Source organism: Rhabdochromatium marinum (assembly GCF_016583795.1).
Classification (GTDB): domain Bacteria; phylum Pseudomonadota; class Gammaproteobacteria; order Chromatiales; family Chromatiaceae; genus Rhabdochromatium; species Rhabdochromatium marinum.
Genome location: NZ_NRRS01000020.1, coordinates 1 through 25,655, shown reverse-complemented (window position 1 = coordinate 25,655; position 25,655 = coordinate 1). Strand labels below are relative to the sequence as shown.

The 25,655-nt window shown below is 59.7% G+C and carries 24 protein-coding genes and 1 pseudogene; 19 read left to right on the top strand and 6 right to left on the bottom strand.

What is annotated here, in order from left to right; all coding sequences use genetic code 11:
• Positions 1–129: 129 nt before the first annotated feature.
• The 7 genes from CKO36_RS08255 (at position 130) to CKO36_RS08225 (ending at position 6,451) form a co-directional block, all read left to right on the top strand.
• On the top strand, positions 130–1,344 hold the full coding sequence (locus CKO36_RS08255) for a polysaccharide deacetylase family protein (protein ID WP_200283230.1): 1,215 nt from the start codon (positions 130–132) through the stop codon (positions 1,342–1,344).
• Positions 1,341–2,807, top strand: coding sequence for a glycosyl hydrolase family 57 (locus CKO36_RS08250; protein ID WP_200283228.1), 1,467 nt, complete (start codon positions 1,341–1,343; stop codon positions 2,805–2,807). The genes CKO36_RS08255 and CKO36_RS08250 overlap by 4 nt, the downstream gene beginning before the upstream one ends.
• Positions 2,808–2,936: 129 nt before the next feature.
• Complete coding sequence (locus tag CKO36_RS08245; protein WP_200283226.1) at positions 2,937–3,167, top strand: type II toxin-antitoxin system Phd/YefM family antitoxin; 231 nt, start codon at positions 2,937–2,939, stop codon at positions 3,165–3,167.
• Positions 3,168–3,169: 2 nt separating this feature from the next.
• A complete protein-coding gene (locus tag CKO36_RS08240) occupies positions 3,170–3,580 on the top strand; it encodes a type II toxin-antitoxin system VapC family toxin (RefSeq protein WP_200283225.1) in 411 nt (136 codons plus the stop codon).
• 78 nt (positions 3,581–3,658) lie between these two features.
• Positions 3,659–4,534, top strand: coding sequence for a TauD/TfdA family dioxygenase (locus CKO36_RS08235; protein WP_200283222.1), 876 nt, complete (start codon positions 3,659–3,661; stop codon positions 4,532–4,534).
• A gap of 181 nt (positions 4,535–4,715) precedes the next feature.
• Complete coding sequence (locus CKO36_RS08230) at positions 4,716–6,176, top strand: NAD(P)/FAD-dependent oxidoreductase (RefSeq protein ID WP_200283206.1); 1,461 nt, start codon at positions 4,716–4,718, stop codon at positions 6,174–6,176.
• Positions 6,177–6,247: 71 nt separating this feature from the next.
• A complete protein-coding gene (locus CKO36_RS08225; RefSeq protein WP_200283203.1) occupies positions 6,248–6,451 on the top strand; it encodes a hypothetical protein in 204 nt (67 codons plus the stop codon).
• Positions 6,452–6,455: 4 nt separating this feature from the next.
• Here CKO36_RS08225 and CKO36_RS08220 read toward each other — a convergent pair whose 3' ends face one another.
• Positions 6,456–7,532, bottom strand: coding sequence for a diacylglycerol/lipid kinase family protein (locus CKO36_RS08220; protein WP_200283201.1), 1,077 nt, complete (start codon positions 7,530–7,532; stop codon positions 6,456–6,458).
• Positions 7,533–7,716: 184 nt separating this feature from the next.
• Between CKO36_RS08220 and CKO36_RS08215 the strand changes: the two genes are divergently transcribed.
• The 4 genes from CKO36_RS08215 to CKO36_RS08200 all read left to right on the top strand — a co-directional run bounded on the left by CKO36_RS08215 (position 7,717) and on the right by CKO36_RS08200 (position 11,884).
• A complete protein-coding gene (locus CKO36_RS08215; RefSeq protein ID WP_200283199.1) occupies positions 7,717–8,568 on the top strand; it encodes a dienelactone hydrolase family protein in 852 nt (283 codons plus the stop codon).
• Positions 8,569–8,579: 11 nt separating this feature from the next.
• Positions 8,580–10,058: an FAD-binding domain-containing protein gene (locus tag CKO36_RS08210; protein ID WP_200283197.1), complete on the top strand. Its 1,479-nt coding sequence runs from the start codon at positions 8,580–8,582 to the stop codon at positions 10,056–10,058.
• Between the two features lie 68 nt (positions 10,059–10,126).
• Positions 10,127–10,702 (top strand): hypothetical protein, encoded by a 576-nt coding sequence (locus CKO36_RS08205; RefSeq protein WP_200283195.1) that lies wholly within the window; start codon positions 10,127–10,129, stop codon positions 10,700–10,702.
• 717 nt (positions 10,703–11,419) lie between these two features.
• Complete coding sequence (locus tag CKO36_RS08200; protein ID WP_200283193.1) at positions 11,420–11,884, top strand: peroxiredoxin; 465 nt, start codon at positions 11,420–11,422, stop codon at positions 11,882–11,884.
• A 31-nt stretch (positions 11,885–11,915) separates the two neighbouring features.
• On the opposite strand, the gene ccoS is transcribed toward CKO36_RS08200, so the two are convergent.
• Positions 11,916–12,104 carry a cbb3-type cytochrome oxidase assembly protein CcoS gene (gene ccoS / locus CKO36_RS08195; RefSeq protein WP_200283192.1) on the bottom strand — a complete coding sequence of 63 codons (189 nt, stop codon included), beginning with the start codon at positions 12,102–12,104 and terminating at the stop codon, positions 11,916–11,918.
• Between the two features lie 80 nt (positions 12,105–12,184).
• Here ccoS and blaOXA point away from each other — a divergent pair, with 80 nt between their 5' ends.
• A complete protein-coding gene (gene blaOXA, locus CKO36_RS08190; protein WP_200283190.1) occupies positions 12,185–13,006 on the top strand; it encodes a class D beta-lactamase in 822 nt (273 codons plus the stop codon).
• Here the strand turns inward: blaOXA and CKO36_RS08185 are convergent.
• Both CKO36_RS08185 and CKO36_RS08180 read right to left on the bottom strand, forming a co-directional pair.
• On the bottom strand, positions 13,003–13,704 hold the full coding sequence (locus tag CKO36_RS08185; RefSeq protein WP_200283187.1) for a PspA/IM30 family protein: 702 nt from the start codon (positions 13,702–13,704) through the stop codon (positions 13,003–13,005). The genes blaOXA and CKO36_RS08185 overlap by 4 nt on opposite strands.
• 15 nt (positions 13,705–13,719) lie before the next feature.
• Complete coding sequence (locus tag CKO36_RS08180) at positions 13,720–14,142, bottom strand: DUF2170 family protein (RefSeq protein ID WP_200283184.1); 423 nt, start codon at positions 14,140–14,142, stop codon at positions 13,720–13,722.
• Positions 14,143–14,295: 153 nt separating this feature from the next.
• On the opposite strand from CKO36_RS08180, the gene CKO36_RS08175 reads away from it, so the two are divergent.
• Both CKO36_RS08175 and CKO36_RS08170 read left to right on the top strand, forming a co-directional pair.
• The gene (locus tag CKO36_RS08175) at positions 14,296–15,462 is read left to right on the top strand and encodes an SPFH domain-containing protein (protein WP_200283181.1); all 1,167 of its coding nucleotides are present in this window, start codon (positions 14,296–14,298) and stop codon (positions 15,460–15,462) included.
• Positions 15,463–15,500: 38 nt separating this feature from the next.
• Complete coding sequence (locus tag CKO36_RS08170) at positions 15,501–16,553, top strand: zinc ribbon domain-containing protein (RefSeq protein ID WP_200283179.1); 1,053 nt, start codon at positions 15,501–15,503, stop codon at positions 16,551–16,553.
• A 5-nt stretch (positions 16,554–16,558) separates the two neighbouring features.
• On the opposite strand, the gene CKO36_RS08165 is transcribed toward CKO36_RS08170, so the two are convergent.
• The gene (locus CKO36_RS08165; protein WP_200283178.1) at positions 16,559–19,048 is read right to left on the bottom strand and encodes a heavy metal translocating P-type ATPase; all 2,490 of its coding nucleotides are present in this window, start codon (positions 19,046–19,048) and stop codon (positions 16,559–16,561) included.
• A gap of 166 nt (positions 19,049–19,214) precedes the next feature.
• Between CKO36_RS08165 and CKO36_RS08160 the strand changes: the two are divergent.
• The 5 genes and pseudogenes from CKO36_RS08160 (at position 19,215) to CKO36_RS08135 (ending at position 25,124) form a co-directional block, all read left to right on the top strand.
• Positions 19,215–20,950 (top strand): annotated as a pseudogene (locus CKO36_RS08160) (IS1634 family transposase).
• 237 nt (positions 20,951–21,187) lie between these two features.
• The gene (locus CKO36_RS08150) at positions 21,188–21,625 is read left to right on the top strand and encodes an AIR synthase related protein (protein ID WP_200283172.1); all 438 of its coding nucleotides are present in this window, start codon (positions 21,188–21,190) and stop codon (positions 21,623–21,625) included.
• Between the two features lie 3 nt (positions 21,626–21,628).
• Positions 21,629–22,039 carry a hypothetical protein gene (locus CKO36_RS08145; RefSeq protein ID WP_200283170.1) on the top strand — a complete coding sequence of 137 codons (411 nt, stop codon included), beginning with the start codon at positions 21,629–21,631 and terminating at the stop codon, positions 22,037–22,039.
• Positions 22,023–23,426 carry an aminotransferase class I/II-fold pyridoxal phosphate-dependent enzyme gene (locus CKO36_RS08140; RefSeq protein ID WP_200283168.1) on the top strand — a complete coding sequence of 468 codons (1,404 nt, stop codon included), beginning with the start codon at positions 22,023–22,025 and terminating at the stop codon, positions 23,424–23,426. Before CKO36_RS08145 ends, CKO36_RS08140 begins: the two co-directional genes overlap by 17 nt.
• 111 nt (positions 23,427–23,537) lie before the next feature.
• A complete protein-coding gene (locus CKO36_RS08135) occupies positions 23,538–25,124 on the top strand; it encodes a lysine--tRNA ligase (protein ID WP_200283165.1) in 1,587 nt (528 codons plus the stop codon).
• 179 nt (positions 25,125–25,303) lie between these two features.
• On the opposite strand, the gene CKO36_RS08130 is transcribed toward CKO36_RS08135, so the two are convergent.
• The gene (locus CKO36_RS08130) at positions 25,304–25,558 is read right to left on the bottom strand and encodes a hypothetical protein (protein WP_200283162.1); all 255 of its coding nucleotides are present in this window, start codon (positions 25,556–25,558) and stop codon (positions 25,304–25,306) included.
• Positions 25,559–25,655: the final 97 nt, after the last annotated feature.

Sequence of the window (25,655 nt, the reverse complement as noted above, 5' to 3'; positions counted from 1 at the left end):
ACCTGGCTCCTGACCATCAGGCCAGCGCGCCTTTGCTAAAATGCCAGGCTGCAAATCGTCACGATCCGGGGCACCCGCGTCGCGACGCCCAATCACTGACCACTGCCCAGCAATCGCTGCCCACTACCGATGATCACCCAGCACGCGCTCGTTCTCAACCTTCATCAACCTGCCGGCAACCTGGAGCAGTTGCTCGTCGAACAACCCTGGGAAGCCAAAGAAATTCTCTTTGCGCTCGATCGCATGCCACGCAGCCTGTGGGGCTGGGAGGATTACGCCCGAGTGCATTTATCACTGTCGGGTACCCTGCTCGAAACCCTGTCGAACCCGGAATTTCAAAGCCGCGTCTATGGCATTATCGATTGCGGCAAACTATTGTGGCACCTGCAGAATCAACACCTGTTCGAGATCCTCGGCACCGGCTACTATCACCCGGTGCTGCCATTGATTCCCGCCGCTGACCGTGATGAGCACCTGCGCCGCTGGCAGGGCATCGCCAACCATCTGTTCTGGCGCCCGCGATTCGGTGGCTTCTGGCCACCAGAAATGGGCTTTTCCCAAGAGCTGATTCCGCTGCTGCGCCGCTTTGGTTATCGCTATGTCATTATTGACAGCGAGAATGTCGAGCCAGTCGGCGACATGAGCTGGCAAGAGCTGCGCTATCGCCCGCATATTACCCGCCACGCAGGGGAAGACATCATCGTGGTGGTGCGCGACCGCGAGCTGTCCGATGCCCAGGAATCCGGCATGGATCTCGACTGGTTCCTGCGCGAAATTGCCGAGCGCACCAAGTGGTGCGACTTCCCGCCTCTGGTCACCACCGCCAGCGACGGCGAAAATGGCGGTTGGTTCCGCAATGTCACCGAGGGTGCCAATTTCTGGAGCGCCTTTTATCTGCCGCTGCTGGAACAGGCGCGCACCGACAAGGCTCAGGTGCGCCCCAGCTTTATCGAAGACTATCTGAACGCCCATGGCGCGGTTGGCGAGGTACGCATCCGCACTGGCGCCTGGAATACCGGCTGGCACAATGGCCAAGGCTTCACTCAATGGACCGGCTCCCAGGCCCAGCGCCAGGTCTATACCGACTATCAGAATTTCAGCCAGCGCCTGCATGCCACCCGCGCTCAGGCGCCACACACCCAGGACGCGCTTGAGGCCGCCACCTGGCAACTGTTGCGCGCCGAGACCAGTTGCAACACCTACTGGGGTGAGGCCTGGCTGGAGCGCGCCCAAGCCGATCTGCACGGCGCGCGCGTAGCCCTGGAACCTCTTGAGACCGCCGCGCCCCAGGCAACGGCCCCCACCACTCCTACCGAACAACCAACCTCGGAGAACCATCCATGACCCAAATTTCCGAATCCATCGACGGCCTGCCCAACATTTGCGGTGCCGAAGATCAGGTCGCAGCGGCCATGCAAGCCGGCCAGCAGCGTCAGCTGGCGCAGTCCCCCGGCGGCGTCGACTTCGGGCGCATCCGCGCCGCTGCCGCCATCGCCCTGCATCAGCACCAGCCGCTGATTCCCGCCGGCGGTGGCGACCTGCACACCGCCGCCATCATCAGCAATCTCAAATACATGATGGACAATCAGGGCATTGGCGATAACTACAATGCCCCGGCTTTTGTCTGGTGCTACAAGCGCATGGGCGAGTTCATCCCCCAGCTAATTGGCGAGGGCAAATCCCCGCGCGTGATGCTCGAATACTCCGGCACCTTGCTGCACGGCCTGCGCGCCATGGGCGAGGATCACGTCATTGATGCGCTCAAGGGCATCACCATGAACCCAGACTTCAACTGGGCGGTGGAATGGCTTGGTATGCCCTGGGGGCACGCGGTGGCACCCTCCACGCCGGTGCAGGATTACCGGCTGCATGTGCAAGCCTTCCAGCACCATTTCGCTGCCATCTTCGGCTTTGAGGCACTGGAGCGGGTGCGCGGCTTCTCGCCCTCGGAAATGGCCCTGCCCAATCATCCCGACGTGGCCTACGAGTTCGTCAAAACCCTGCGCGACTGCGGTTATCAGTGGGTGCTGGTGCAGGAACATTCGGTCGAGCAGATCGAGAACGGCTGGCATCCGCAGCGCCCGCATCTGCCGCATCGGCTGGTCTGCACCAACTCCAAGGGCGACACTGCCAGCATCATCGCACTGGTCAAGACCCAGGGCTCGGACACCAAGCTGGTCGCGCAGATGCAGCCCTGGTACGAAGCTCAAAGCCTGGAGCGCTGGGAACTGGCCGGCCAGTCGGTCCCACCACTGGTCACGCAGATTGCCGATGGCGAAAACGGCGGCGTGATGATGAATGAGTTCCCGGACAAATTCTTCGAAGCCGTGCGCGGTGCCTCCGGCTCCGACACCCCGCTGATGAATGGCAGCGAATACATCGAACAGCTGTTCGCGATGGGCATCAAGGAAAGCGACTTCACCGAGATCCGCCCGGTGCAACAGGGCAAAATCTGGAGCCAGATGCAGCCCGGTGACGGCCCGGAGACGCTCGACAAAGTCATTGAGACGCTGAAACAGGAAGACCACCAGTTCCACATGGACGGCGGCAGCTGGACCAATGATCTGTCGTGGGTGAAAGGCTATGACAATGTACTGGGACCGATGGAAGAAGCCAGCTCCGCTTTCAACGAGAAGGTGCTCAAGCCCGGTGTTTCACCCAGCAACCCGCACTACCGCAACGCGCTCTATCACCTGATGTCCTCCCAAACTAGCTGCTACCGCTACTGGGGCCAGGGACTGTGGACCGACTACGGTCGCGAAATCTGCCGCCGCGCCACAGCCATCGCCGAGCACGATTTTTCCTGACACACGGGTGTCTACAACCTTAGCAACGAGCGGCCGCCGTTCGGCGGCCCGCCAGACGCGGTTGCAGCGGTATTCAGTGCCCCTCATATCGCTGAATGATCAGCTCAGTTACAATTAAGGAATCCCATTATGCGTACCATTCGCACCATTGAAGCGAAAGCAAAGTTTTCCGATCTTCTGGCTGAGGTTGAAAATGGCGAGGAAGTGGCCATTACCCGGCATGGTAAGGTGGTGGCGCTGCTCCTACCCGAAGCACCGCGCATGGCGGCGGATCTGTTTCGCCCCTTCTGGTCAGAATCCACCAGTAACCTGGGCACACCAGAACATATCAGGTCGCAGCTTTCCTCGGATCCATACTAACGATGCACTACCTACTCGACACCAGCATTATCATCGCTGCCATCCGGGGCGATACCCAGCAAATCCGCGATAAACTCGACACCACATCACTGTCAGAAATTGTGCTCTCTCCAGTGGTTATGGGTGAATTGGAACTCAGTGTGGAAAATCGCCAATGCCCGGAGATTAACCGCGCCCGCTTGGATTACTTGGTTGAAGGCCTGCGCCTGAAACCCATCAATGCCGAAACCAGCCTGCAATATGGCGCGATCCGCGCGGAGCTTGAGCGCTTGGGTGCCCCGATTGACAGCAATGATTGCTGGATTGCCGCGCAAGCACTGGAGTTGGAAGCGATCCTGGTCACCGCTGATGTCGATGCCTTCTCCCGGGTGCCAGGGCTGGTGGTGGAAAACTGGCTCGTGGAAACCTGGTGAAGGTTCCAGCCGCCATCTTCGCTATACTGTGCCCCCTCTGCGCCCTCCTCTCCCCCCAGCTTGGCAGGAATCTCCCCCATGTCTCAGTCCCCATTCGATCTTGACCACGACAGCGCCTATGAGCAATGGCGCGAACAAAAGCTTGCCAAGACACCGCGCACTCTTGATGAGCTGGTCGTGGAAATCAACAATCCCTTAGACCTGAAGCCCGCCGAGCACAAAGCCCTGCTGGAACGCTGCCAACGAGCCAATATGGCCATCTATGTGAGCCGGGCGGGAGATAATCCGAGCAAGGACATTCCCACCAACATGGGCAGAAGTTTTGGCCTGCACACGTTGGATCACAATCCCGGGGCTGATGAGGACGCCATCACGTCGCTGACTGTCAACGAAGATGCGCAGCATAAAGAATTTATCCCTTATTCCAACCGTCCCATCGCCTGGCACACCGACGGCTATTACAATCATCCAGACCGTTGGATTCGCGGCCTGCTGCTGCATTGCGTCCATCCCGCGCAGGAGGGTGGCGAGAATGATCTGCTCGATCATGAAATCCTGTATATCCTGATCCGCGACCGCAATCCCGCGCATATCCGCGCCTTGATGACGCCGGATTGTATGACCATCCCAGCCCATGTGGTCGCAGGCGAGATCCGACGCCCGGAGCGCAGCGGACCAGTCTTCTCGGTGGCCGTTGACGGCAGCCTGCACATGCGCTTCACGCAGCGCTCGCGCAACATTCACTGGCGCGAAGACGCAGCGACCACAGCAGCGGTTGAGTGTCTGAATGAGCTGCTCCGTACCCCAAGCTCTTGGCATGTGCACGCCAAACTGGAATCCGGCTGGGGACTAATCAGCAACAACGTCCTCCATACCCGCAGCGGCTTCAGCGATGGCGAACAGCCGCGCCTGCTCTATCGCGCCCGCTACTACGAGCGCATGCGCGTGACCTGAACCCCGTCTGGAGTCGTCGGAGAATCCTGATCAAAATTCCACACAAACTCAATGGAAGAATACAGAAAACGCTGTAAGCACCAAGGCATTTTTTTCACTAAAGATTGACTCAGATCGTTTTCCTGCGCCGCCAGACTTGCTAGCGTCAAAGGTTCTTTTCAACCGTTATGGAGCTTGGATTATGGCGCGAATTCTTATCCTCGGCGCCGGCCTGTCCGGTCATACCGTGGCCCGTTACCTGGGCCGTTCACTGCAAGGCAGTGCGCATCAAATCACCGTTGTCTCTCCCAAATCGAAGTGGAACTGGATTCCGTCCAACATTTGGGTCGGTGTCGGTGTGATGACTGAAAAGCAAGTCGTCTTTGAACTCGAACCGGTCTACCGCAAACTTGGCATCAACTTTCGCCAAGCCAAAGCGGTGTCCATTCATCCCGAAGGTGGTCCCAATCAGTCCCAATCCTTCGTAACCATTGAATACACTGACCCAGCGCGTGCTGGTCAGACTGACACGATCGAGTATGACTATCTGGTCAATGCCACCGGGCCCAAACTCAACTTTGGCGCTACTCCGGGGCTGGGTCCGGAGGGCGGCTATACCACCTCGGTCTGCACACCTGAGCATGCCATTGAGGCCAACAACCAGCTGCAAGAAAACATCGCTGCCCTCAAACGCGGCGAACAGCGCACCTTTGTTGTCGGTACCGGCCATGGTATGTGCACCTGCCAAGGCGCGGCTTTCGAGTACATTTACAATATCGACCACGAGCTGCGCGGCAGCGGGGTGCGCGATAAGGCACGCATTGTATGGATCAGCAATGAGTACGAACTCGGCGACTTTGGCATGGGCGGGGTGCACATCACCCGTGGAGGCTATCTGACCAACGGCAAGGTCTTTGCTGAATCCCTCATGGTCGAGCGCGACATGGAGTGGATCACCCGCGCTCATGTCAACAAAATCGAGCCGGGCACCATTCATTATGAAACCCTGGATGGCACGGAGGGCGAGCTGGCCTTCGACTTTGCCATGCTGATTCCGCCCTTCGCCGGGGTGGGTATCAAAGCCTATGGGAAAGACGACAGTGACATCACCGATCAGCTGTTCGCTCCCAACGGCATGATGAAGGTGGATGCCGACTACACCCCTAAACCCTTTGAGGACTGGAGCAAAGCGGACTGGCCAAGCACCTATCAAAACCCGCTCTATAAGAATATCTTCGCCGTCGGCATCGCCTTTGCTCCGCCGCATCCGATCAGCAAGGTAATGAAATCCCCCAGCGGCACCCAGATCAGCCCGACCCCGCCGCGCACCGGCATGCCCTCGGCCTCCATGGGGCGGGCCGTTGCTGGCAGCATTCACGATATGCTCAACGGCGCCCCGGAGCCCACCCATCGGGCCTCCATGGGCGAAATCGGCGCGGCTTGCGTGGCCTCGACCGGCTCTGACATCCTCAAAGGCACGGCGGCCACCATGACAGTGTTCCCAGTGGTGCCAGACTATGAAACCTATCCGGAGTATGGTCGCGACATGAAGCTCACCTTTGGTGAGATTGGCCTGGCTGGCCACTGGATGAAATACATCCTGCATCATGTCTTCATCTACCAGGCCAAGCTGGGTCCCGGCTGGCATTTGCTGCCTGATTGACGCCCCAAAAGACCGGCCATCTAAAAAGCCGATCCTCCTAGGAACAACATACAGCATTCGGAGTCAATGCAATGACCACTAAAGCAGGAGTTCCCTCCCAACCCGAAGCCGATCAGAATCCCGTGAAAAACCGTGAGCCCTACCAGCAGGCTTATTATCCGCCGGTTCCCACTCGGTTCACGCGCTATTTCCGCACCTCGATTATTTGGCAGTTTTTCCGCTTCTGGATCATCAACTTCAAAATCTTCAAGTTGTTAGCGAACTCGCACGGTTAGGCTGTCATCCGCCCTCGGCGGTCACCGCCGGGGGTACCAGCACCGTCAGCGCACGCGGCTTAATGCTAAAGCGCAGTGGTGTGCGCAAGTGCCGGATTTCCCCATCCAGCAACACGGACAAAGTCCCCTGCCCCGCCAGCTCCACACGCATAGCCTGGCCGGTTTGCATCAACAACACATCGTCCATGTTCCAATCACCTGACATCAGATGCCCCAGTAGAGCGCGCAAGCGCCGTAGGGTCGCGCGCCGCATTGCATAGAGTTCCAGCACGCCGGCATCCAACTGGGGTCGATAGGGCAGCAGCCGCAGCAAGCGGTCAATGCGGTTATTCACCACCACCAAGGTGCGCGAGCGCAACTGATGCGGATGACGCCGGTATTGGTAGGGATCATCCGTCACCAGCGTCATGCGCAAATGCGGATAGCGTCCCCACAGCTGCAGCGCCTTAAAAAACACTGCTGGCCAACGCCACCAGCGCGACCGTTCGCGCAAACGCTCACGATAGCGTGCCAGCAAGGGGGCCACGCCCAGCATGCAGGCACAGAGAAAGACGTGCCCATTGACCCAGCCGACGTCAATCTGTCGCGTGCGGGGAGCCAGCAGCGCCTGCACCGCCGCCTCGGGATCCAGCGGCAGATCCAGATCGCGTGCGAGCCAATTCATGGTGCCACAGGGCACAATGCCAATAGGCACCGACTGGCCATCCAGGGCTTCAACCACAGCCAGCACAGTGCCATCACCGCCGAAGATATAGATCGCCAGCAGATTATCCCCCTGACGCGCCTCCAGATGCTCTCTCAGGTACTCCCGTAACGTCCACGTAAAGCCCTGAGGATCGAACAACAAGGTGTCCAGCTGCACGCCCTGCACCGCTAGACCGGAGCGCAAGCGTGCCACCAGTGGCGTCTCAACAGACTCGGCCTGCTCGCGATCACCGGCACTCGGATTTACCACCAGCAGCACACGCCCGGCGCCGGTGTCACCAGTCCCCGCGCGCGACCAGAATGACGCGTCTTTTCCGGCAGATAATTCCGTCTCCTCGGGCGAGCGCCCAGGCGGGGGGACATCAGATTCAGCCATCACTGTGCATATCCTTTCAAGTCAATTCCAACCCTGTGCCCGCCTGAACGCGTCCTTGCGCAACCGCGTCTGGCGCCCCAACTATTCTGGCATCAGGATTTATCCTGCCATATTTAATTAGCACGTTTAGTTTTTTATCCTACATCAAGAACACAACCAACCCACGACAAGAGGATCTTATGCCATGCACCTGACGCCACGCCTGCTGACCGCCCTGCTCCTGCCGCTGCTGGCCTTCACGGCTCAGGCTGACAGCCTCCGCCCTATTGACAGTGCCAACAGCTCCGACAGCACCCACACCGAAACATCCGCTGCATCGATCCACAGCAAAACCGTCGATTATCAGGATGGTGAGACCAAACTGACTGGCTATCTGTACTATCCCGCCGATACCACACAGCCGCGCCCCGGCGTCATTGTGGTGCATGAATGGTGGGGATTGAACGATTATGCCAAGCAGCGCGCGCGCATGCTGGCGGAACTCGGCTATGTCGCCTTTGCCATCGATATGTATGGTGATGACCGGGTCACCTCCCACGCCCCGGATGCCAAAGGCTGGATGCAGCAGATTACAGAGCATGTCGAGGCCTGGCAAGCACGTGCCCTGGCCGGACTGGAGATTCTCGCCGCCGATCCGAAGGTTGATGCCGAGCGCCTCGCCGCCGTGGGCTATTGCTTCGGTGGCGCCACTGTGATGCAAATGGCCTACGCCGGTGCCGACCTCGACGGCGTGGTGAGCTTCCACGGCTCCTTGCCGCCGGCACCGGAGAATCTGACAACCCTGAAGCCCAGCGTGCTGGCGGCTCATGGCGCGGCCGATGCTTTTGTCCCTCCCGCAAAGGTCGCTGCCTTTCAGCAATCACTTGAAGCCATTGATGCCGACTGGGAATTCGTCGCCTACGGCGGTGCGCGCCATGCGTTCACCAATCCCAATGCCGCTGACTATGGCATCGACAATGTTGCCTACCATGCCAAAGCCGATCAGCGCTCCTGGGCCTTGATGCAGGATTTCCTCACCGAAGTCTTCGCCGACTGACCGCTGATTTCGTGCCAACCACCGCTATCCTGTGGTTCCGCCGCGACCTGCGCCTGGATGACAATCCGGCGCTGCTCGCGGCGCTCAGGCGCTACGAATGCCTCCTGCCGCTCTATATCCACGCACCACAGGAAGAAGCGCCTTGGGCGCCCGGCGCTGCTTCCAACTGGTGGCTGCATCACAGCCTGACCGCACTCGATCACAGTTTGCGGGCACGCGGTTCGCGCCTGCTCATCATGCAGGGCGGGAGCCTCGACTGCCTGCACCGGCTCATGGCTGCGCATGGACACATCGACGCGGTGCTGTGGAATCGCTGCTACGAACCAGCCGCCATTGCGCGCGACAGTCACGTCAAGCAGCAACTGCGGGCCGCTGGTATGCGCTGCGCAAGCCACAACAGCTCCCTGCTGTTTGAGCCCTGGGAAGTCAAGACCTCCGCTGAGCAACCCTTTAAGGTGTTCACCGCTTACTGGCGACGCTGCCAGGCCCGGCTCGCCGACATTCCGCCGCCTCAACTGGCTCCCGAGCAATTACCGCCGGTCGCGCTGCCGACGCCTGCCCTATCCAGCCTGGCTGAACAACCCCTGGATGCACTCGGTCTGCTGCCTCGCATCGGTTGGGATGTGGCCTTTGCGACCCACTGGCAGCCGGGTGCTGCCGGCGCTCAACAGCAATTGCACCGTTTTCTGGATCAGGCTGTGGCCGATTACCCTGAGGCGCGCGATCACCCGGGATCGGTCGGCACCTCAAGACTCTCACCGCATCTGCACTTTGGCGACATCGGACCACGCCAAATCCTGGCCGCCATTCGGGCACTGGATCACGACAGCCAGGCAACAGACGCCTTTGTGCGACAGCTGGGCTGGCGTGAATTTAGCGTCCAGCTGCTGTATCACTTTCCCCAGACGGACCTTGCGCCCCTGAACCCGCTGTTTGCCGAGTTCCCCTGGCGCGATCCGGCCCCATCCGACCTCCTCCAAGCCTGGCAGCAAGGCCACACCGGTATTCCACTGGTCGATGCCGGCATGCGCGAACTCTGGCACAGCGGCTGGATGCACAATCGCGTGCGCATGGTGGTGGCCTCCTTTCTCACCAAAAATCTGCGTCTCCCCTGGCAAAGCGGAGCACGCTGGTTCTGGGACACGCTGCTGGATGCCAACCTGGCGAACAATACGCAGGGCTGGCAGTGGACCGCCGGTTGCGGTGCGGATGCCGCGCCCTATTTTCGCATCTTCAATCCCGCCCGGCAGGGCGAGCGCTTCGACCCCGCAGGCGACTACGTCCGGCACTGGTGCCCCGAGCTGGCCCGGCTGCCCCAGCGCTATCTGCACCAGCCCTGGACCGCGCCTGTCGCAGCCTTACAACAATTTGGCGTGCGACTGGGCGGCAACTATCCGCAACCAATCATTGATCTTGCAGCTTCCCGCCGCGAAGCCTTGGCTTTTTGGCAACAGTTGCGTCACAGTGACAGAGGCGAGCATTTGGCGTAAACTAGCCCGCCTCGCCTCACCTGAAGTCGTTCACTGTTATTCAACTGCCGCCTGCAATAGTAAAGCTTATGAAGCCGAAGCAAGATTCCGGTGCGTGCTGTTTCGAACCCAGGCGCATCCACTACCTATGTGCACTCATGCTGGCCGCGCCGCTGGCACTCGCCCAAGCTGAGGACCAGCCCCCCAGCCCCGTCGCTCCTCAAACTGAAGCCGTCGATCTCGCTTCCCTGCTCGATGGCGTCGAGCATCAGTGCCACTACAACGACATTCTGGAGCGCTTCTGGCGCACCCTGCCCAATCCGCAGCAAGCCATTCGCACCCTGGATCCCCAGCTACAATCGGCCCTGGGTTCCATCAGTGTTGCAGACGAAGACGAGTTTCGTATGTACTCCATCCCGGTCCATGGCACCTGGCATCAGGTGCCGGTCAAACAAATCCAGTTTGGTCTTGGCAAGGGCAACGGCATTCACGTCATGTTGGTGGAATTCGACGCGCCACCCAGCACTGCGGAAGCCATTTTTGCCCCGCTGGTGGAGCAATCCAAAACCGCAATGGAACGCGACCCGGACAATACGCTGCAAGCCTCCACGGATCTCTATGTCGAAGACGGCAAAATGCGCCTGATGTGCGATTTATCCACTTAAAAAAACCTTATATCAAGCGCAGTCTTTCCGGCCAGCACTCAGCCTGGCACCGTTTAAGTCTCATTGTGCAGCGCGGGCACAAAAAAAGCCGTTGCAGCGGTCGTAGCGACCACTGAAACGGCAAATAGGCTTGCTACCCGATAAGAAAACCATCAGACACTGTTGGGATCCGGCCGCTTAGCTACGGCGGCTATCCCGGGTTTTGGCTCCGTTATGACTGACAACGCCGACGAGGAACCCGCCGGATACAATCGCAACCAAGAGTCCGCCGATAGTCAATGCATCGAAAATCATCTATAGTCCTCCGGAATGTTCGTCAAACCCTGGCTAAACTCAGGGCACCTTCAGCGGATGCAGTTGATTATCCGCGAAAAAGGCTACTCTGTTATTTCCTTATATACTAATATTGTAACAAATTGTAACCGAGCTGCCAGAACAAGATCACAGTTCTTTCGTATTGATTATTCGCAATTGACAATTGACTGCCGCCGGCCCTGATTGCGTAACCGTCGATTCGTTGTTTGCAACACGAATATAAAAAAGCCCACCGCAGCGGATCCGCCACGATGGACTGCCCACCCTCATGCCAAACCCCTGCCGCCCCTGCGCAATACCGCACCCGTCGGCGCAAGACAGTTGACGCGCAACCCAAGGCCCCCTACATTCCGCAACTATGGGAACCGCAACAACTCACTTGCCATCGGAGCCTTCCAACTCATGTTGCAAACTGGCGACACCGCCCCTGAATTCTCTCTGCCCGACGCCGACATGGATGTCGTGGACAGCACCAAACTCTGGGCCAACCGACATCTTGTTCTGTGCTTCTATCCCAAGGACGACACCCCAGGCTGCACCATGGAAGCCTTGGAGTTCACTGACCTGCATCCTGAGTTTGAGGCCGCCGGCGCCGATCTGGCTGGCATCAGCCGCGACAACTGCGCCAGCCACGGGGCTTTTCGCGACAAATATGGGCTTACCCTGCTGCTGCTTGCGGATACCGAGGGCGAAGTCTGTGCAGCCTATGATGTCTTGCGCGAGAAGGTCGTCAACGGCGTCAGTCGGGTAGGTATTCAACGCTCGACTTTCATCATCGAGCAAGGTGGGCGTATCCGCCACGCCCTCTACGATGTCAAGCCCAAGGGGCACGCCCAGCGCATACTGGAGCTGGTCCAGTCACTGTAGCCAAAGCGACCTGGGGCGACCAAGAGATCGCTCAATCTTCAGCATCGGCGTCTGGAAAGCGGCGCGGATCGGCGGGCTTGATGTCATCATCCATCAGGATGCGCTGCCCGTCGCCTTCGAGATCGTCGAACTGTCCGCTGCGCGCCGCCCAGAACAGCACAGCGACTGCGGCCAGGCCGAGCAACAGCATCCCGGGAATCAGACCATAAATAACTTCCATCTGCGCTCCTGCATTCTAAGCCTCACCCCTTACTGCCAGCCGCTGCCTGCCTCCAACCCCAGCCAGACCCACCGCTGACCATGCGCCTGCCCCTGTTTAGCATCCTGTTCTGTGCCATCCTGTCTGCCGCTTCCAACGCTGTCGCTGCGGAGGATAGCAGGATTGCAGAGCTGTTTGCCCAAGCCGGTGTCGAGGGCACCCTGATTATCGAAGCCGTCACCAGTGGCGAGCGCATGGTGCACAACCAGGGGCGTGCAACCCAGCCCTTCATTGCGGCCTCGACCTTTAAGGTGCTGAACACCTTGATCGCCGTCGAGAACGGCGTAATCGCCGATCCCGAGGCGCCCATTCCCTGGGATGGCACTGAATATGCCATCCCCGCCTGGAATCAGGATCAAACCCTGCGCAGTGCCTTTCAGGTCAGTTGTGTTTGGTGCTACCAGCAGCTGGCGCGGCGTATTGGCACCCAGACTTACCGTGACATCATCCAGCAGATCGGCTACGGACAGCTGCACGTGCCCTTCGCGGTCGATACCTTCTGGTTGGACGGCGCGCTGACCATCAGCGCTGCCGGGCAAGTGGCCTTCCTGAAACAGCTGGTAACGCGCCGCCTTCCTTTCCAGCCGTCCACCTACGACGCGCTTGAGGCTGTGATGCGCTCCAGTGAGGCTCCGGGCGCCCGGCTGTATGCCAAAACCGGCTGGTCGACCCGGCGCACGCCGGGGGTTGGCTGGTACATCGGTTATCTGCAACGGCCCGACGAGACCTGGGTCTTCGCGCTCAATCTCGATACGCGCGACGCACAAGACCTGCCCTTGCGACAACAGCTGGTTTTGGAGGCACTGCATGCCAAGGGGTTGCTGCCAGCCACGCAGACGCCGGCAGATGTTATCCCACCTTAGGTTTTCGCCGCCCCCCGCTGCTTCAGCCGCGCCAGAATGTCATGGGCGGAGCTTGTACCGCTTGGGGTAATACCGGCCGCTTGGAGCTTGGCGTGCAGATCGGCGCCCTGCTCTTCCTGATGCAGGGTGCGCGCGGCAGCGGCGCGATCGGCGCGCTGTTGTTGGCGGCTTTTGATGCGCGCGAGCGTTTCACTGGCGGAAGTGGCGGCGCTGGTCGCTCCGGCATGACGGGTGGTAATGGCATCGTTGGCGTTTTGCACCGCCTCGGTGGCTTTGATCATGTGAACCTCGCGTCGCATTGCCTTGATGTTGCGCTCGGTCTGACGGATGGAGTGCTTGAGCTGGCGGATATTCTCGGTAAACCCGTCCATGATGGCGCTTTGTGCGGCGAGTTCCTGTTCAAATTCAGCGATCTTCCCTGCGATTTCGCCAGCCAGGAGATCCTCCCCCTTGTCGAGCGCCTGCATGGCGTAGCCTTCGTGCTGAGTGATGGACTCCTGCAGGGCTTGCACGCGCCGTTCGACGCCCATGTGCTCTGCCATAACGGCGGCCAAATCTTGCTTGGCCAGCCCCAGCGCTTCCTCGGCATCACGGATTTCCTGATCGAGAATGCGAAAGGCCTGGCTATCGACAGCGGCTTCACCCGCTTCGTTTACAGCACCGCGCACGGCGGTGACTAACTTGGACCAAAATGCCATGGATGTGTCCCCTTGTTATCGTGATGGATATAAATAATCAGCCGCCAGATCCAGTGCGCTCAGGGTGTTATCACTGAGCGCGGTAATGTCCTCTAGGATCTCCGCATCCGTTGCGCGTACCGAGAGCGCGCCGAACAGCAGATATTGATCGCCGAGTTTGCCGAAGGATGATAGAGGCATGGATAAATTCAGGGTCAAGAGCACATCAAGCAGTTCGGTGCGGCGCTCGGGTTGAATGTCGGCCTCGCGCCATAGCACCGTTGAGACCAGAATTTGCTCATCATCCAGGGTGAGCAGAATCGGCAATTCCTCGCGATCCTGCACCCACAGACGCAAGCCTTCGGCACCTTCGGAGTGCATTTCCGCCCTCAGGGTCAGGCCATCGGCGGTCGTTTGACCCTGGATCGCCTCGTACAATTGATTAAGACGCTGACTCATGGTGGTTCCTTCAATCAAGTGGATGGAAAAAAACAGAGTTGGCGGCCGCGACCCGAGCGTCGGGTCTCACTTGCCAAGCCTAGGCCGGTCAATTAACGTGCGCTCAGGCGCCGGCATTTTCAGCGACCATCGCTTCAACAGGGGGCATCAGGCATGGGCTTGTTCGATTTTTTGGCCAACGAATTTATTGACATCATTGAATGGACCGACGACTCGAACGATACCCTGCTCTATCGGTTCGAACGTGAGGATCATGCCATCAAGCAGGGCGCAAAACTCATCGTGCGCGAGGGCCAACAGGTGCTCTTTCTCAATGAGGGCGCACTCAAGGCGCATTTTGATACCGAGGCGCTGGAGTTCGCTGATAGCTTTGGCCCCGGCACCCATACCCTGGAAACCCGCAACCTGCCCATCCTCGGTCGTCTGCAGGGCTGGAAGTACGGCTTTGAAAGCCCCTTCAAGGCCGATGTGCTCTTTGTAAGCACCCGCATCTTTGCCGACCAGAAATGGGGCACGCCCAATCCCATTATGCTGCGCGATGCCGACTTTGGCATGGTGCGCTTGCGCGCCTTTGGTTCCTATGCCTTTCGCATTGGCGAACCGCAGCAGTTTTTGCGCCAGGTGGTGGGCACCGACGGGCACTTTACCACGGATGAAATTGCCGGAGAATTGCGCAACCTGATCATCACCCGCTTTACCGATGCCTTGGGTGAAAGCCGCATCCCCGCCCTCGATTTGGCCGCCAATTACAATGAATTCGGCGATTTTCTCACCACGCACCTGGCGCCCGAGTTTGCCAACTATGGCTTGGAGCTAACCGGCTTTCGCATTGGCAATATTTCCCTGCCCGAGCAGGTCACCGAGGCGCTGGATCGCCGCTCCAGCATGGGCGCGTTGGGCAATCTCGATCAATATCTTAAATATCAAACCGCCGAAGCCATCGGCCAGGCCGGCAGTCAACCCGGTGGTGGCGGTCAGGGCTTCGCCTTGGGATCTGGGCTGGCGATGGCCGAGCGGGTCAATCAGGTCTTTCAACCCAGTCCCAGCACGCCAGCGCCGGTTCCAGCTCCGACTCCGGGTGGCATGGCACCGCCACCGCCACCACCACCGCCGGCGACGCCCAGTTACCATCTGGCCCGGAATGGTCAAACTCAGGGGCCCTTTAACCTGGAACAATTGCGCCAGATGGTCGCTCAAGGGCATTTGACCCCTGACATTATGGTATGGACAAACGGCATGGCTGGCTGGGCGCGCGCCGGCGATCAAAATGATTTGCGACCCTTGTTCGCGCAGGTGCCGCCACCGCCGCCTCCGGCCTGATACCACCGTTTTTTCCAGCCGCGCTCGGAGACCGGATCATGTCCAAGCCAGACCGCGATGGCGATACCTATGAAATGCTGTGGGACTGCGCCTATTGCGGCACCTCGGGCTTACTGGGCCTGTCGCATCGGTTTTGCCCCAATTGCGGCTCGCCCCAGCAGGCCGAACAACGCTATTTCCCCTCCGACGCGCAAAAGGTCGCGGTGCGCGATCATGTCTACACCGGCGCCGACCGCCTTTGCCCAGCCTGCGCTACGCCTAATGCGGCGGCGTCAGGCTTTTGCCAGCAATGCGGCGCGCCCCTATCCGAAGCCGCTGAGGTGCAACGCGCCGCTCGCGAAAGCCGCAACGCGGGTGAAACCTTTGCTGCCAGTGCCCCGGTGCGCCAACAGTCCCAGCCAGGATCGGTACCGTCAGCCCCTTCATCCTCCGCCCAGCCTCAACGCCGCTCCCCCTGGCTGTGGGCCGGTCTGGGCGTCCTGGCGCTGCTTGTGGTGATCGGGCTGATCTTTTTCTTCTGGCGGGTCGAGATCCAGGCCAGCGTCGAGACCACTGGCTGGAAGAAGGAAATTCAGATCGAGCGCTATCAAAGCGTGCGTGACAGCGCCTGGTGTGACAGCATACCTGCCGATGCCTATCGGGTGGATCACGCGCGCGAGGTGCGTTCGTATCGAAAAATCCCCGATGGCGAAACCTGCCGCACCCGGCGCATCGATCAGGGTGATGGCACCTATCGCGAAAGCCGCTCATGCACCACCAATTACCGCAAGGAACCGGTGTATGACGATAAATGCCGCTTCACTGTGGATCGCTGGCGGTATGCCCGCTCACTGGTCGCCCAGGGCCAGGATCGTCAGCCGCACTGGCCTATCGTCTCCGGGCTGCGCGAAGGCCAGTGTCTGGGCTGTGAGCGTCCCGGTCGGCGTCTGTCCGAGTATTCAGTCACCTTCACCGATCAACAGGGACGGCGCGAACGCTGCCCGATCAAAGAGCCGCTGTGGCGGCAGCTGCACCAGGGGGATCGCCTTCGCGCGCAGCGGCGAGTGATGGACAAGGGCATTGTCTGCGCGTCCATTGAGCGACGGAATTAAGCCGCCTAATCGACAGCACGCCCAAACACTCGGGCAATCCGTGTTGAATTGCCAATCACGGCCAGCGAACTCAGTGGCATGGCGATGGCCGCTACCAGAGGGGTGATCAGCCCGGCCATGGCCAGGGGAACCATAATCAGGTTGTACCCAATCGACAGCCCGATGTTCTGACGAATAGTCATCAGGGTGCGCTGCGCCAGTGCCAGCGCCTGGGGCACACGCCGCAGTTCATTGCCGGTTAGAATAATGTCCGCGCTGGCGATGGAGACATCGGTCCCGCTGCCCAGGGCGATGCCGACATCGGCGCTGACCAGAGCCGGGGCATCGTTCACCCCATCACCGACCATCACCACCCGCTGCCCGGCATCGCGCAAGCCGGTGATCACCGCCGCCTTGCCCTCCGGGCGCACCTCGGCCAGGGCTTCGATACCACCGAGACGCGCGGCGATGGCCGTCGCAGCCGCTTGGGCGTCTCCACTCAGCAGGGACACCCGCATGTCTTCCGCAGCCAGTGCATGCACCGCCGCGCGCGCATCCTCACGCAGATCATCGCGTAGCAGCAGCCGCCCCACCTCGCGACCGTCCATCGCCAAATGCAGCACCGTTGCTCCAGGCCAGTCTCCGGTCGCCGTCTGCGCAAGCCGCGCCTGGCGCGAGACTCCAACCGTTTGCAGCCAGGCCGCTGACCCCAGCACCAGTTGCTGATCCGCCACGCGCGCAGCCACACCCTGCCCCGGCTGCATCCGCCAGTCATCGACCGGCAACGCCAGAAAATCCACCCCCTGCTGGCGGGCAAAGTCGCTCAGCGCTCGCGCCAGCGGATGCTCGGAGCGCTGCTCCAATGCGGCGATGCAGGCGAGCCGCTGCCGCCAGGCCGCACTGAGTGGCTGGTCCTTGTCATCGGCACGCCACAGACCCGTTTCATCAAGCAGCGCCACCACAGTGGGCCGCCCTCGGGTCAGGGTGCCGGTCTTGTCGAACACTACCTGGGTGGCAGTGGATAGCTGCTGAAGCACCGCACCATGCTTAATCAGGATGCCATGGCGCGCTGCGCTGCCGGTGGCCACCGCAATCGCCATCGGGGTCGCCAGCCCAAAGGCACAGGGACAGGTGATGATCAACACCGAAGTTGCAGCCAGCAGCGCCGTCGTCGCATCCACCGACCACCAGAGCCCGCCGGTCAGCACCGCCAACAACAGGGTGATGCCCACGAACCAGGGCACCACCCGATCAGCCAGCGACTGAATGGGCGCCTTGCTGGCTTGGGCTTCCTCAACCAGATGCAGAATCCGCCCAAGCTGGGTGTCACGCAACACGCCAGTGACCCGCACCTCCAGAGCACCAGCGCCATTCAGGGTACCAGCGGCTACGCTCTGGCCGGGGCCGCGCGGGACAGGCGCGGACTCGCCAGTCAACATGGATTCATCGAGTTGACTGCGGCCGTTCTGCACCACCCCATCAGCCGGCACCGCCTCGCCAGGCCGCACCAGCAGCCGATCACCGACCCGCACTGCGCGAATTGGCACCAGACTGGGCTCGCCATCCGCGCTCAGCCGGGTGGCGGCCTTAGGCTGAAGATCGAGCAGGCGCTGAGTAGCCGAAACCGCCTCGCGCCGCGAGCGCGCCTCCAGATAGCGCCCGAGCAGAATTACAAACAGAAAATTAACCAGGGTGTCCCAATAGACCGCGCCCTGCCCGGTCAGGGTGACCAGCAGCGACAAGCCATAGGTGATCCCGGCACCGATGGCAATCGGCAAGTCCATGTCCAGATGACCATGCCGCAATCCACGCCAAGCACCGGCAAAAAAAGGCCCGCCCGAATAGATCAACGTCGGCGTGGCCAGCAAGAACCCTACCCAGTGAAACAGAGTGCGAAACTCACCCTGATCGGCCCCGGCATAGAGAGCGATGGAAATCCACATCAGATTCATGGCCGCAAAGCCAGCAAAGGCCAGGCGATACAGCAGGGCGCGATGGCGACGCTGGAGGCTGAGTTCCGCCGTGCGCGGATCGAAAGGCACCGCCGCATAGCCCAGCTCGCCGAGGCGGCGCAGAATCCGCGACAGCGGCAGGCGCGCATGATCCCAGCGCAGCCGCAGTCGCCGACCGGTCAGATTGACCCGCGCCTCCAGCACACCCGGCAGGCTGGAGAGACCATTTTCAATCAGCCAGACACAAGCCGCGCAGTGAATGCCCTCGACAGCGAGCTGCGCCTCGCGCGCATCCCCCGCCACCTCGGCAAACGCCTGCTGCACCTCATCAAGATCGTAAAAGTCGAGCTGACGCGGCAGCTCCGGAGGCGGACTAAACACCTCCCCCTCCGGCGTGCGCTGATAAAAGCCCTCAAGCCCGGCGGCATGAATAGCCGCACACACCGCCTCACAGCCATGACAGCAGAACGCCCGCGGCGTACCCTTAATGCACGCCTGCACAGCAGTCGTCGGCAGAATTGGCAGACCGCAGTGAAAGCAGCGCGATGGCTGTGGGGGTTCCATCAGGGATGATTACCGACTCAGGCTTGAAGATTCAAAATCGTTGAGCAATCGTTTCAGACTCCAGTTCTGGCCGACTGAGGTATTACTCATCGTTCGCTTAATTTTACCCCGCGCTGATAAAAATGAGGCAAGCTGCGACCACTTACTACTTCTGAGTCACGCCCCCATGAACGCCACTCCCACAGTCACTCACCTTGAGCGCGTCGATGACATCCCGCTGCTCTTGGCGCAACTCGCCAAGATGAAGGTCGTCTCGCTGTTGGACAAACACTTCCCGACACACGGAAACTGGCAAGGGCTGAGCCTGGGCCGAGTGGTGGTGTGGCTGGCCTACATTCTCAGCGAGGGGGATCACCGTCTGAACGCCGTGCAGGGCTGGGTGGCCGGACTCATGATGACCTTGCGGCTGTGCTTGGGCATCCCCGGGATGCGGGAACTTGATGTCAGTGATGATCGCCTGGGCCTCGTCCTCGATCATGTGGGTGGTAACGATGCGGCCTGGGAAGCGTATGAGCGGGCGCAAAACGCACAGCTCCTGCGGGTTTACGACCTCAAGGCTCGGCGCGTGCGCATCGACAGCACCACCGCAAAAAGCTACGTGGATGTCACGCCGAAGGGGCTGTTCCAATTCGGTCATAGCAAAGAGCATCGCCCCGATCTAGTGCAACTGAAGGTCAATCAGTCGGCTCTCGATCCGCTGGGATTGCCGTTGAGTACCCCTGTGGTCAGCGGCGAGCAGGCCGACGACCCATTGTACGTGCCGGAGATTCGCAAGGTTCAGGCGACGCTCCAGCGCCCAGGCGTACTCTATGTCGGCGACTGCAAGATGGCGGCGCTCGCCACTCGCGCCGACGTGGCTGGATGTCATGACCGTTATTTGTGCCCGCTACCGGCCGTTCAGATGCCAAAGGCCACCCTGAGCGTCTTGCTCGCACCCGTGTGGACGGGGGAGCAGGCGCTCACGCCCGTGCATCGCGCCCCTGAGACAGCCTCTGATCAACCTCAACACATCGCCGACGGCTTCTCCTATCGGGTCACGCTCACGAGCGCCGAGGGTTTGCAGTGGCAGGAGCAACGCCTGGTGGTGCAATCGTTCAAGCACGCCGCTGCACAACAGGCGCGTTTGGATCAACACCTACAACAGGCCGAGCGCGAGATCACCTTGCTCAACCAGCGTGGGCGCGGACGCAAGCGTTTGAACGAAGCCCAGATGCGCGCTGCTTCCGACGCGATCCTGAGCCGACATCAGGTTACAAACGTGTTGTGCGTCGAGATTGAGGTGGAAACCCACACCACCCATAAACGTGCCTACCTCGCACGCCCCGCTCGCAACATCACCACAGTTGAGGTTGCTGTAAAGGCCATTGGTGACCCCGTGGCCTATGACGAGCATGTGCGCGCGCTGGGCTGGCGTGTCTTCGTGAGCAACGACCTCGCGCTTGACCTGGAGGAGGCGGTGCTGGCCTATCGCGAGCAAAATACCTCATTGAGCGCGGCTTCAAACGCTTGCGCGGCAAGTCGTTGGGCTTGACCCCGTTCTATCTCTGCTCGAGCACCCGCATCAAGGGGCTCATCCGTCTGCTTTCCATCGCGCTGCGCGTGTTGTGCTTGGTCGAGTTTACGGTTCGCGAGGCCTTGCAGGCAAAGAACGAAACGCTCGATCACCTCTACGAGGGAAACCCAAAACGGGCCACGGCTCGCCCGACGGCTGAGAGGATGCTCAAGACTTTTACGGGCATCACCTTGATCGTGGTCAGCCTCGGTGGCACACAATGGCACCGTATGATCCCACTAAACAGCGTGCAGTCGCGCATTCTTGACCTGAGCGGATTCCCAGCGAGCGTTTATCAAGACCTGTGTGTGGAATCCGATGATGCAGCCCCTAAAATGAGCGAACCATGAGTATCATGATTATCGTCTGGTGTTTCGGGTTAGATGTTCTGGTCGTGTGGTCGATGTTCTACACGAACTGGCTGTGCTGAGAGCAGGTCGAGCTTAGCGGACCATCTCCGGCCAGCGTGAGCCTGCGCTCTCACTCAACAAAAAACGTACTATTTTTTTTGTTGACTTCCCCCGAACCTCCTCCTATCATGATTATCGTCTGGTGTTTCGGATTAGATCTACACGAGGGTTGAATCGATGTTTGCAAACCTCTGCGAAATGACGGTCCAAGGCGGCTGCTCCTGCAAAGTTAATTCCACTCTCCTTGGTGAAATGCTCAAAGGCCTTGGTCAGCATCAAGGGGCTGGTATCACCGTTGATCACACCACACAGGATGATGCGGCTGTAATCCGCACGGATGTTCTCTTTGGAGACGAAAACGCGGTCATGTCAACAGATTTCCAGTTGGCTCCTGTAGAGAACCCTTTGGATTCCGGTCTAGTTGTTGCGGCGAACGCTATCAGTGATATCTATGCTATGGGCGCCAAACCAGTTGCGGCTATGGTCATGATCGGTCTACCTGTTGATAAGTTCCAGGATAGTGCCCTGATCGATAGGATGCCTTGGTTTTTTATCTATATCGAGCATGAAAACACCATGCTCGACACGACCGGTACACAACAGAGCGGAGGCTAGGCAATGATCAACCAAACGACTCCACGAAAACGGTTGGACGACGAGCGCTGGGATGGTGGCAGTGTGTATACGACCAGTACGGACGCACGTCGCCGCCAAGACACTGAGGTGCTCAAGGGCATGCTCTACAATCTGCCTCGGCAGCTGAATGCCTTTGCCAATGATCAAGAGTGTCAAGAGGGTAGCGCAAACGTAGAAGACATTTATTTTGTGATTCGTCAGGTTGAGCAACTGTTTTTTGCTCTAGACCGGCTAGAGGCATTGGCCGAGGCCAATCACAAATCGTTGTCAGAGGGATTCTTCGGATTCAAGCTGATACGCCTGACTGGGAAGGTCGACTTCTCAACCGGGCACAATAAGTCCACCCAGCTGCAAGCCGCAACGGAGGTTGTCCAACATGGCGTCGCCGCTTAAGCATGAGCATGAGCATGATACCTTGAGTGGGATCAAGCGCCGCCTGCGCGGCGCCTACGACTTGGACTTGAATGTCAGCTACAGCCGCCTCGGCTCGCTTTTCCATCCACAGCTAGGAACTGCGGTGGGCGATCTGACCGCCGCAGTAAAACGTCTCTATGGTAGCACCCGGCTGTCGTTAGGCACCAATGGCACGACCGCATCCAACACGCTCATGGTACTCAGCGCCGCCGTCGAGGGCGAGTCGCTGATCATGGATCGACACAGCCACGGCTCAGTGTATGGTGCGCTTGTCTTGGGAGGCGCCACTCCGCACTACTTGCCGCCACGTTTCGACCAAGACCGTGGCGTGCCTCAGGTATCCTTGACCTCGGATGTCGAACAGGCGCTCGCGACCCATCCGCAAGCACGATCAGTGTTAATAACCGCGCCAAATTACTACGGTGCTCAACCCGATCTGCCCGGAATCCGCAAGCAAGTGCGAGCAGCGGGTTGTTGGCAACTCATCGATGCGGCACACGGTGCCCATCTGCGGGCCAGCCCGCGTTTGGCACCGGCGATTGAGGAGATGCAACCGGATCTAATGACGACCTCGCTCCATAAAACGCTCGGTGCCTTGAGTCAATCTAGCGTGTTGCTGGGCTTTGGCGACAACCCTGAGCTCGACGCTCGCCTGCAGGAGCTGATCGATACCACGCCGGTGATTAGTACGTCCTTCTCTACCGTGATCCTGGCCAGCATCGAGCCGGCGCTCGCGGAAGTCCAGCAGACAGATCGCTGGGAACGAGCCGTTGATCTTGCCGCAGACCTGCGCGAGCGCCTGTCGTACCTCCCCGGTTGCCGCGTGATCGATCTGGCGGCTCAGATCGGCGTTGCCGCTTGCGATCCACTGCGAGTGTGTCTGGATGTGAGCGCAACCGGACTCACTGGATACACGTTAGCTGACCAACTGGAAGCGGCGGGACACATTACGGAGATGAGTACGGATCGCCATGTTTTGCTGCTTCTGACCAGTGCAACCAGCCAAGCCGCTACCGACTCGTTCCTGGCGACCTTGACCGAGATCATCCAGGCCGCCAACGTTAAGCCCCATTCAACGCGCACGGGCCTGCACCCTCCAGATGGCCTGCCGAGCATGGTTTTGACGCCGAGACAGGCCTTTCTAGCGGCTCGCCGCGCCCAACGCCGGGTTCCTGTCGCCGACGCTGTTGGCAGCGTCAGCGCCGAAACCCTGGCTGCGTATCCACCGGGGGCGCCGATCGTCATCGCCGGCGAGAGACTGCGCAGTGACGATCTTGAGTATCTGCGCTCCGTGCGTCGTCTGGGTGGTGTGCTTAAAGGATCCGCCGATTTAGAGCTGAATACGGTTGCCATCATTGATGATTGAGAAATGACTATGAACGATAACGCCTCGATTTCAAACTCCACTGCCTCCGCACAACCTGCGGAGTTTGATGAACACGATCTCATCGCGCAACGCCAGCACAAGCGCGCTCAGTTGCTGGATCTGGGCATCGATCCCTACCCACATGCTTTCGCGGTGAGCCATCGCCTTGAACAGATCCAGGCGGTCGATTTCGCGGCCTTGGTGCAGGCGGGCGAAGCGCTCAGTGTGCCTGGACGAGTTCAGGCGATCCGTCGCCATGGCAAGCTGTGGTTTATCGATCTTGGCGACGCCCGTGATGGCGCTCGGTTGCAGCTCATGGTACCGCGCCAGGATAGCAATCCTCAGACGCTGGCCGTGATCGAAAACATCGATTTAGGCGACATCATCGGGGCACACGGAACGCCCGTATACACACGAACGGGTGAGCCAACCTTGCGCGTCGATGCACTGACGATGCTGACCAAATCGTTGCGCCCGCTGCCTAGTTTCAAGAGCGCGGCCGAACCCGTGGGCGAGGAACTGGCCGCACGCCAACCTGAGCTTGCCATGCTGTTTGGGCGCAAGCGTCGCGTGTTGCGACAACGCGCCCGAATTTTGCAGTGCCTCCGCGCTATCTTTGCGGAACGTGGCTACACGGAGATCGAGACGCCCTATCTCAATCCCCATTTTGGCGGCGCTGAAGCCAGACCGTTTGTCACCTACGTCAATGCGCTCGGTCAAGAGGTCTTCCTCGCCATCAGTCCCGAGATCGAACTGAAGCGAGCTATTGTCGGCGGTTTTGAAGAAGGGGCGTATACCATTGCCCGGAATTTTCGCAACGAAGGGATCGATCTCAGCCATAACCCCGAGTTTACGAGTCTTGAAGTGTACGTTCCCTACGCCGACTATACCGCGATGATGGCCTTAACCGAGCGCCTCTTTAGCCAGTCATGCGTGGCCTTGCATGGCGTTTCGCAAGCACCCTTCAAAGGGGTGATGCTGGACTTCACCCCGCCCTGGCCGCGCGTGGAGATGCTCCAGTCTGTCACGGCAGCGACTGGTTTGGACGTAGCCAAGCTCGATGCCGAGGCGCTGCGTACCGGCATAGTTGAACGTGGCTTAGCCGATGCGTACAACCTCGAGACCCTGGATGAGGCGGCCTTGCTCGCGCGTCTCACACAAGCTGGTTTGGACAGCGAGGGCGAACACGATCCCCAACGACTTCGCGAGCGGTTGCGCCGGCATCGCCTGCATGTCCCAATCGAGATCGATCAGGAATGGGACTTTCTAGTACTGGAGCTGTTTGAGCGCTATGTGGAACCCACGCTGATTCAACCCTGTCATGTGGTTAGACATCCCGCCCGTTCAACCGTGTTGTGCAAGCAGGATCGTCAGGGTCGGTTAAGCAATGGCGAGGGCCTGATCGAACGGTTCGAGTCGTTTGCCTGCGGGATGGAACTCAGCAATGCCTACAGCGAATTAAATGACCCGATGATTCAACGTGCCCTGGTTGAAGCACAAGCACAAGCACGCGATGCCGGGGATGACGAGGCAATGCCCCATAACGAGGCATTCCTTCAGTCGATCGAGTACGGTATGCCGCCTTGTGGCGGTTTAGGAATTGGCGTGGATCGGCTGGTGATGTTGCTGACCGATTCGGCTTCGATTCGCGATGTTATTGCCTTCCCCCTCGTGCGACGCAAGGAAGACGCCGCCTAGGTCGCATGCGCGCCGCATTACCTGCCACCGCCATCGCATTTCCAATGCGGTGGCGATCCTCACCTAAGGAGAACCTGAACCGATGGCCGATCCACACCTCCCCTTTGATGCTGCCGCCCTCGCCTCAATGATCGCTCGTTATCCCTCGACTTTGGCCATTTTCAGCCCGCTCAGCCCGCTCAGGCCGTTGCGGCAAGCTGATCGAGCAAAGGCTCCAGGCGCTGGGGTGAAATGAGCACGGGGTCTGGGTTTTGAGCTGAGGTGTCGAAATAGGTTTCGCCCCAAATGCGCCGTCGCACCAAAGCCAGACAATCTGAGAAGGTCGCCTCGGGCTTGAGGTACCAGGCCGTCGAGCGCGGCAAGTTCGCCCAGGTCTCAGGCCAACGATGGACCATCAGACAGACTAAGGGATTGTCACAAAATAAGTGTTCCATTTTGTGCTGGTGAAATAGTGTAATTCCAGTCGCCATGGAAGTCGTGTCGCTTGATGTTGACGGCAGCCAACTCAGCGGCAGTGACTTTTTGGCCGAG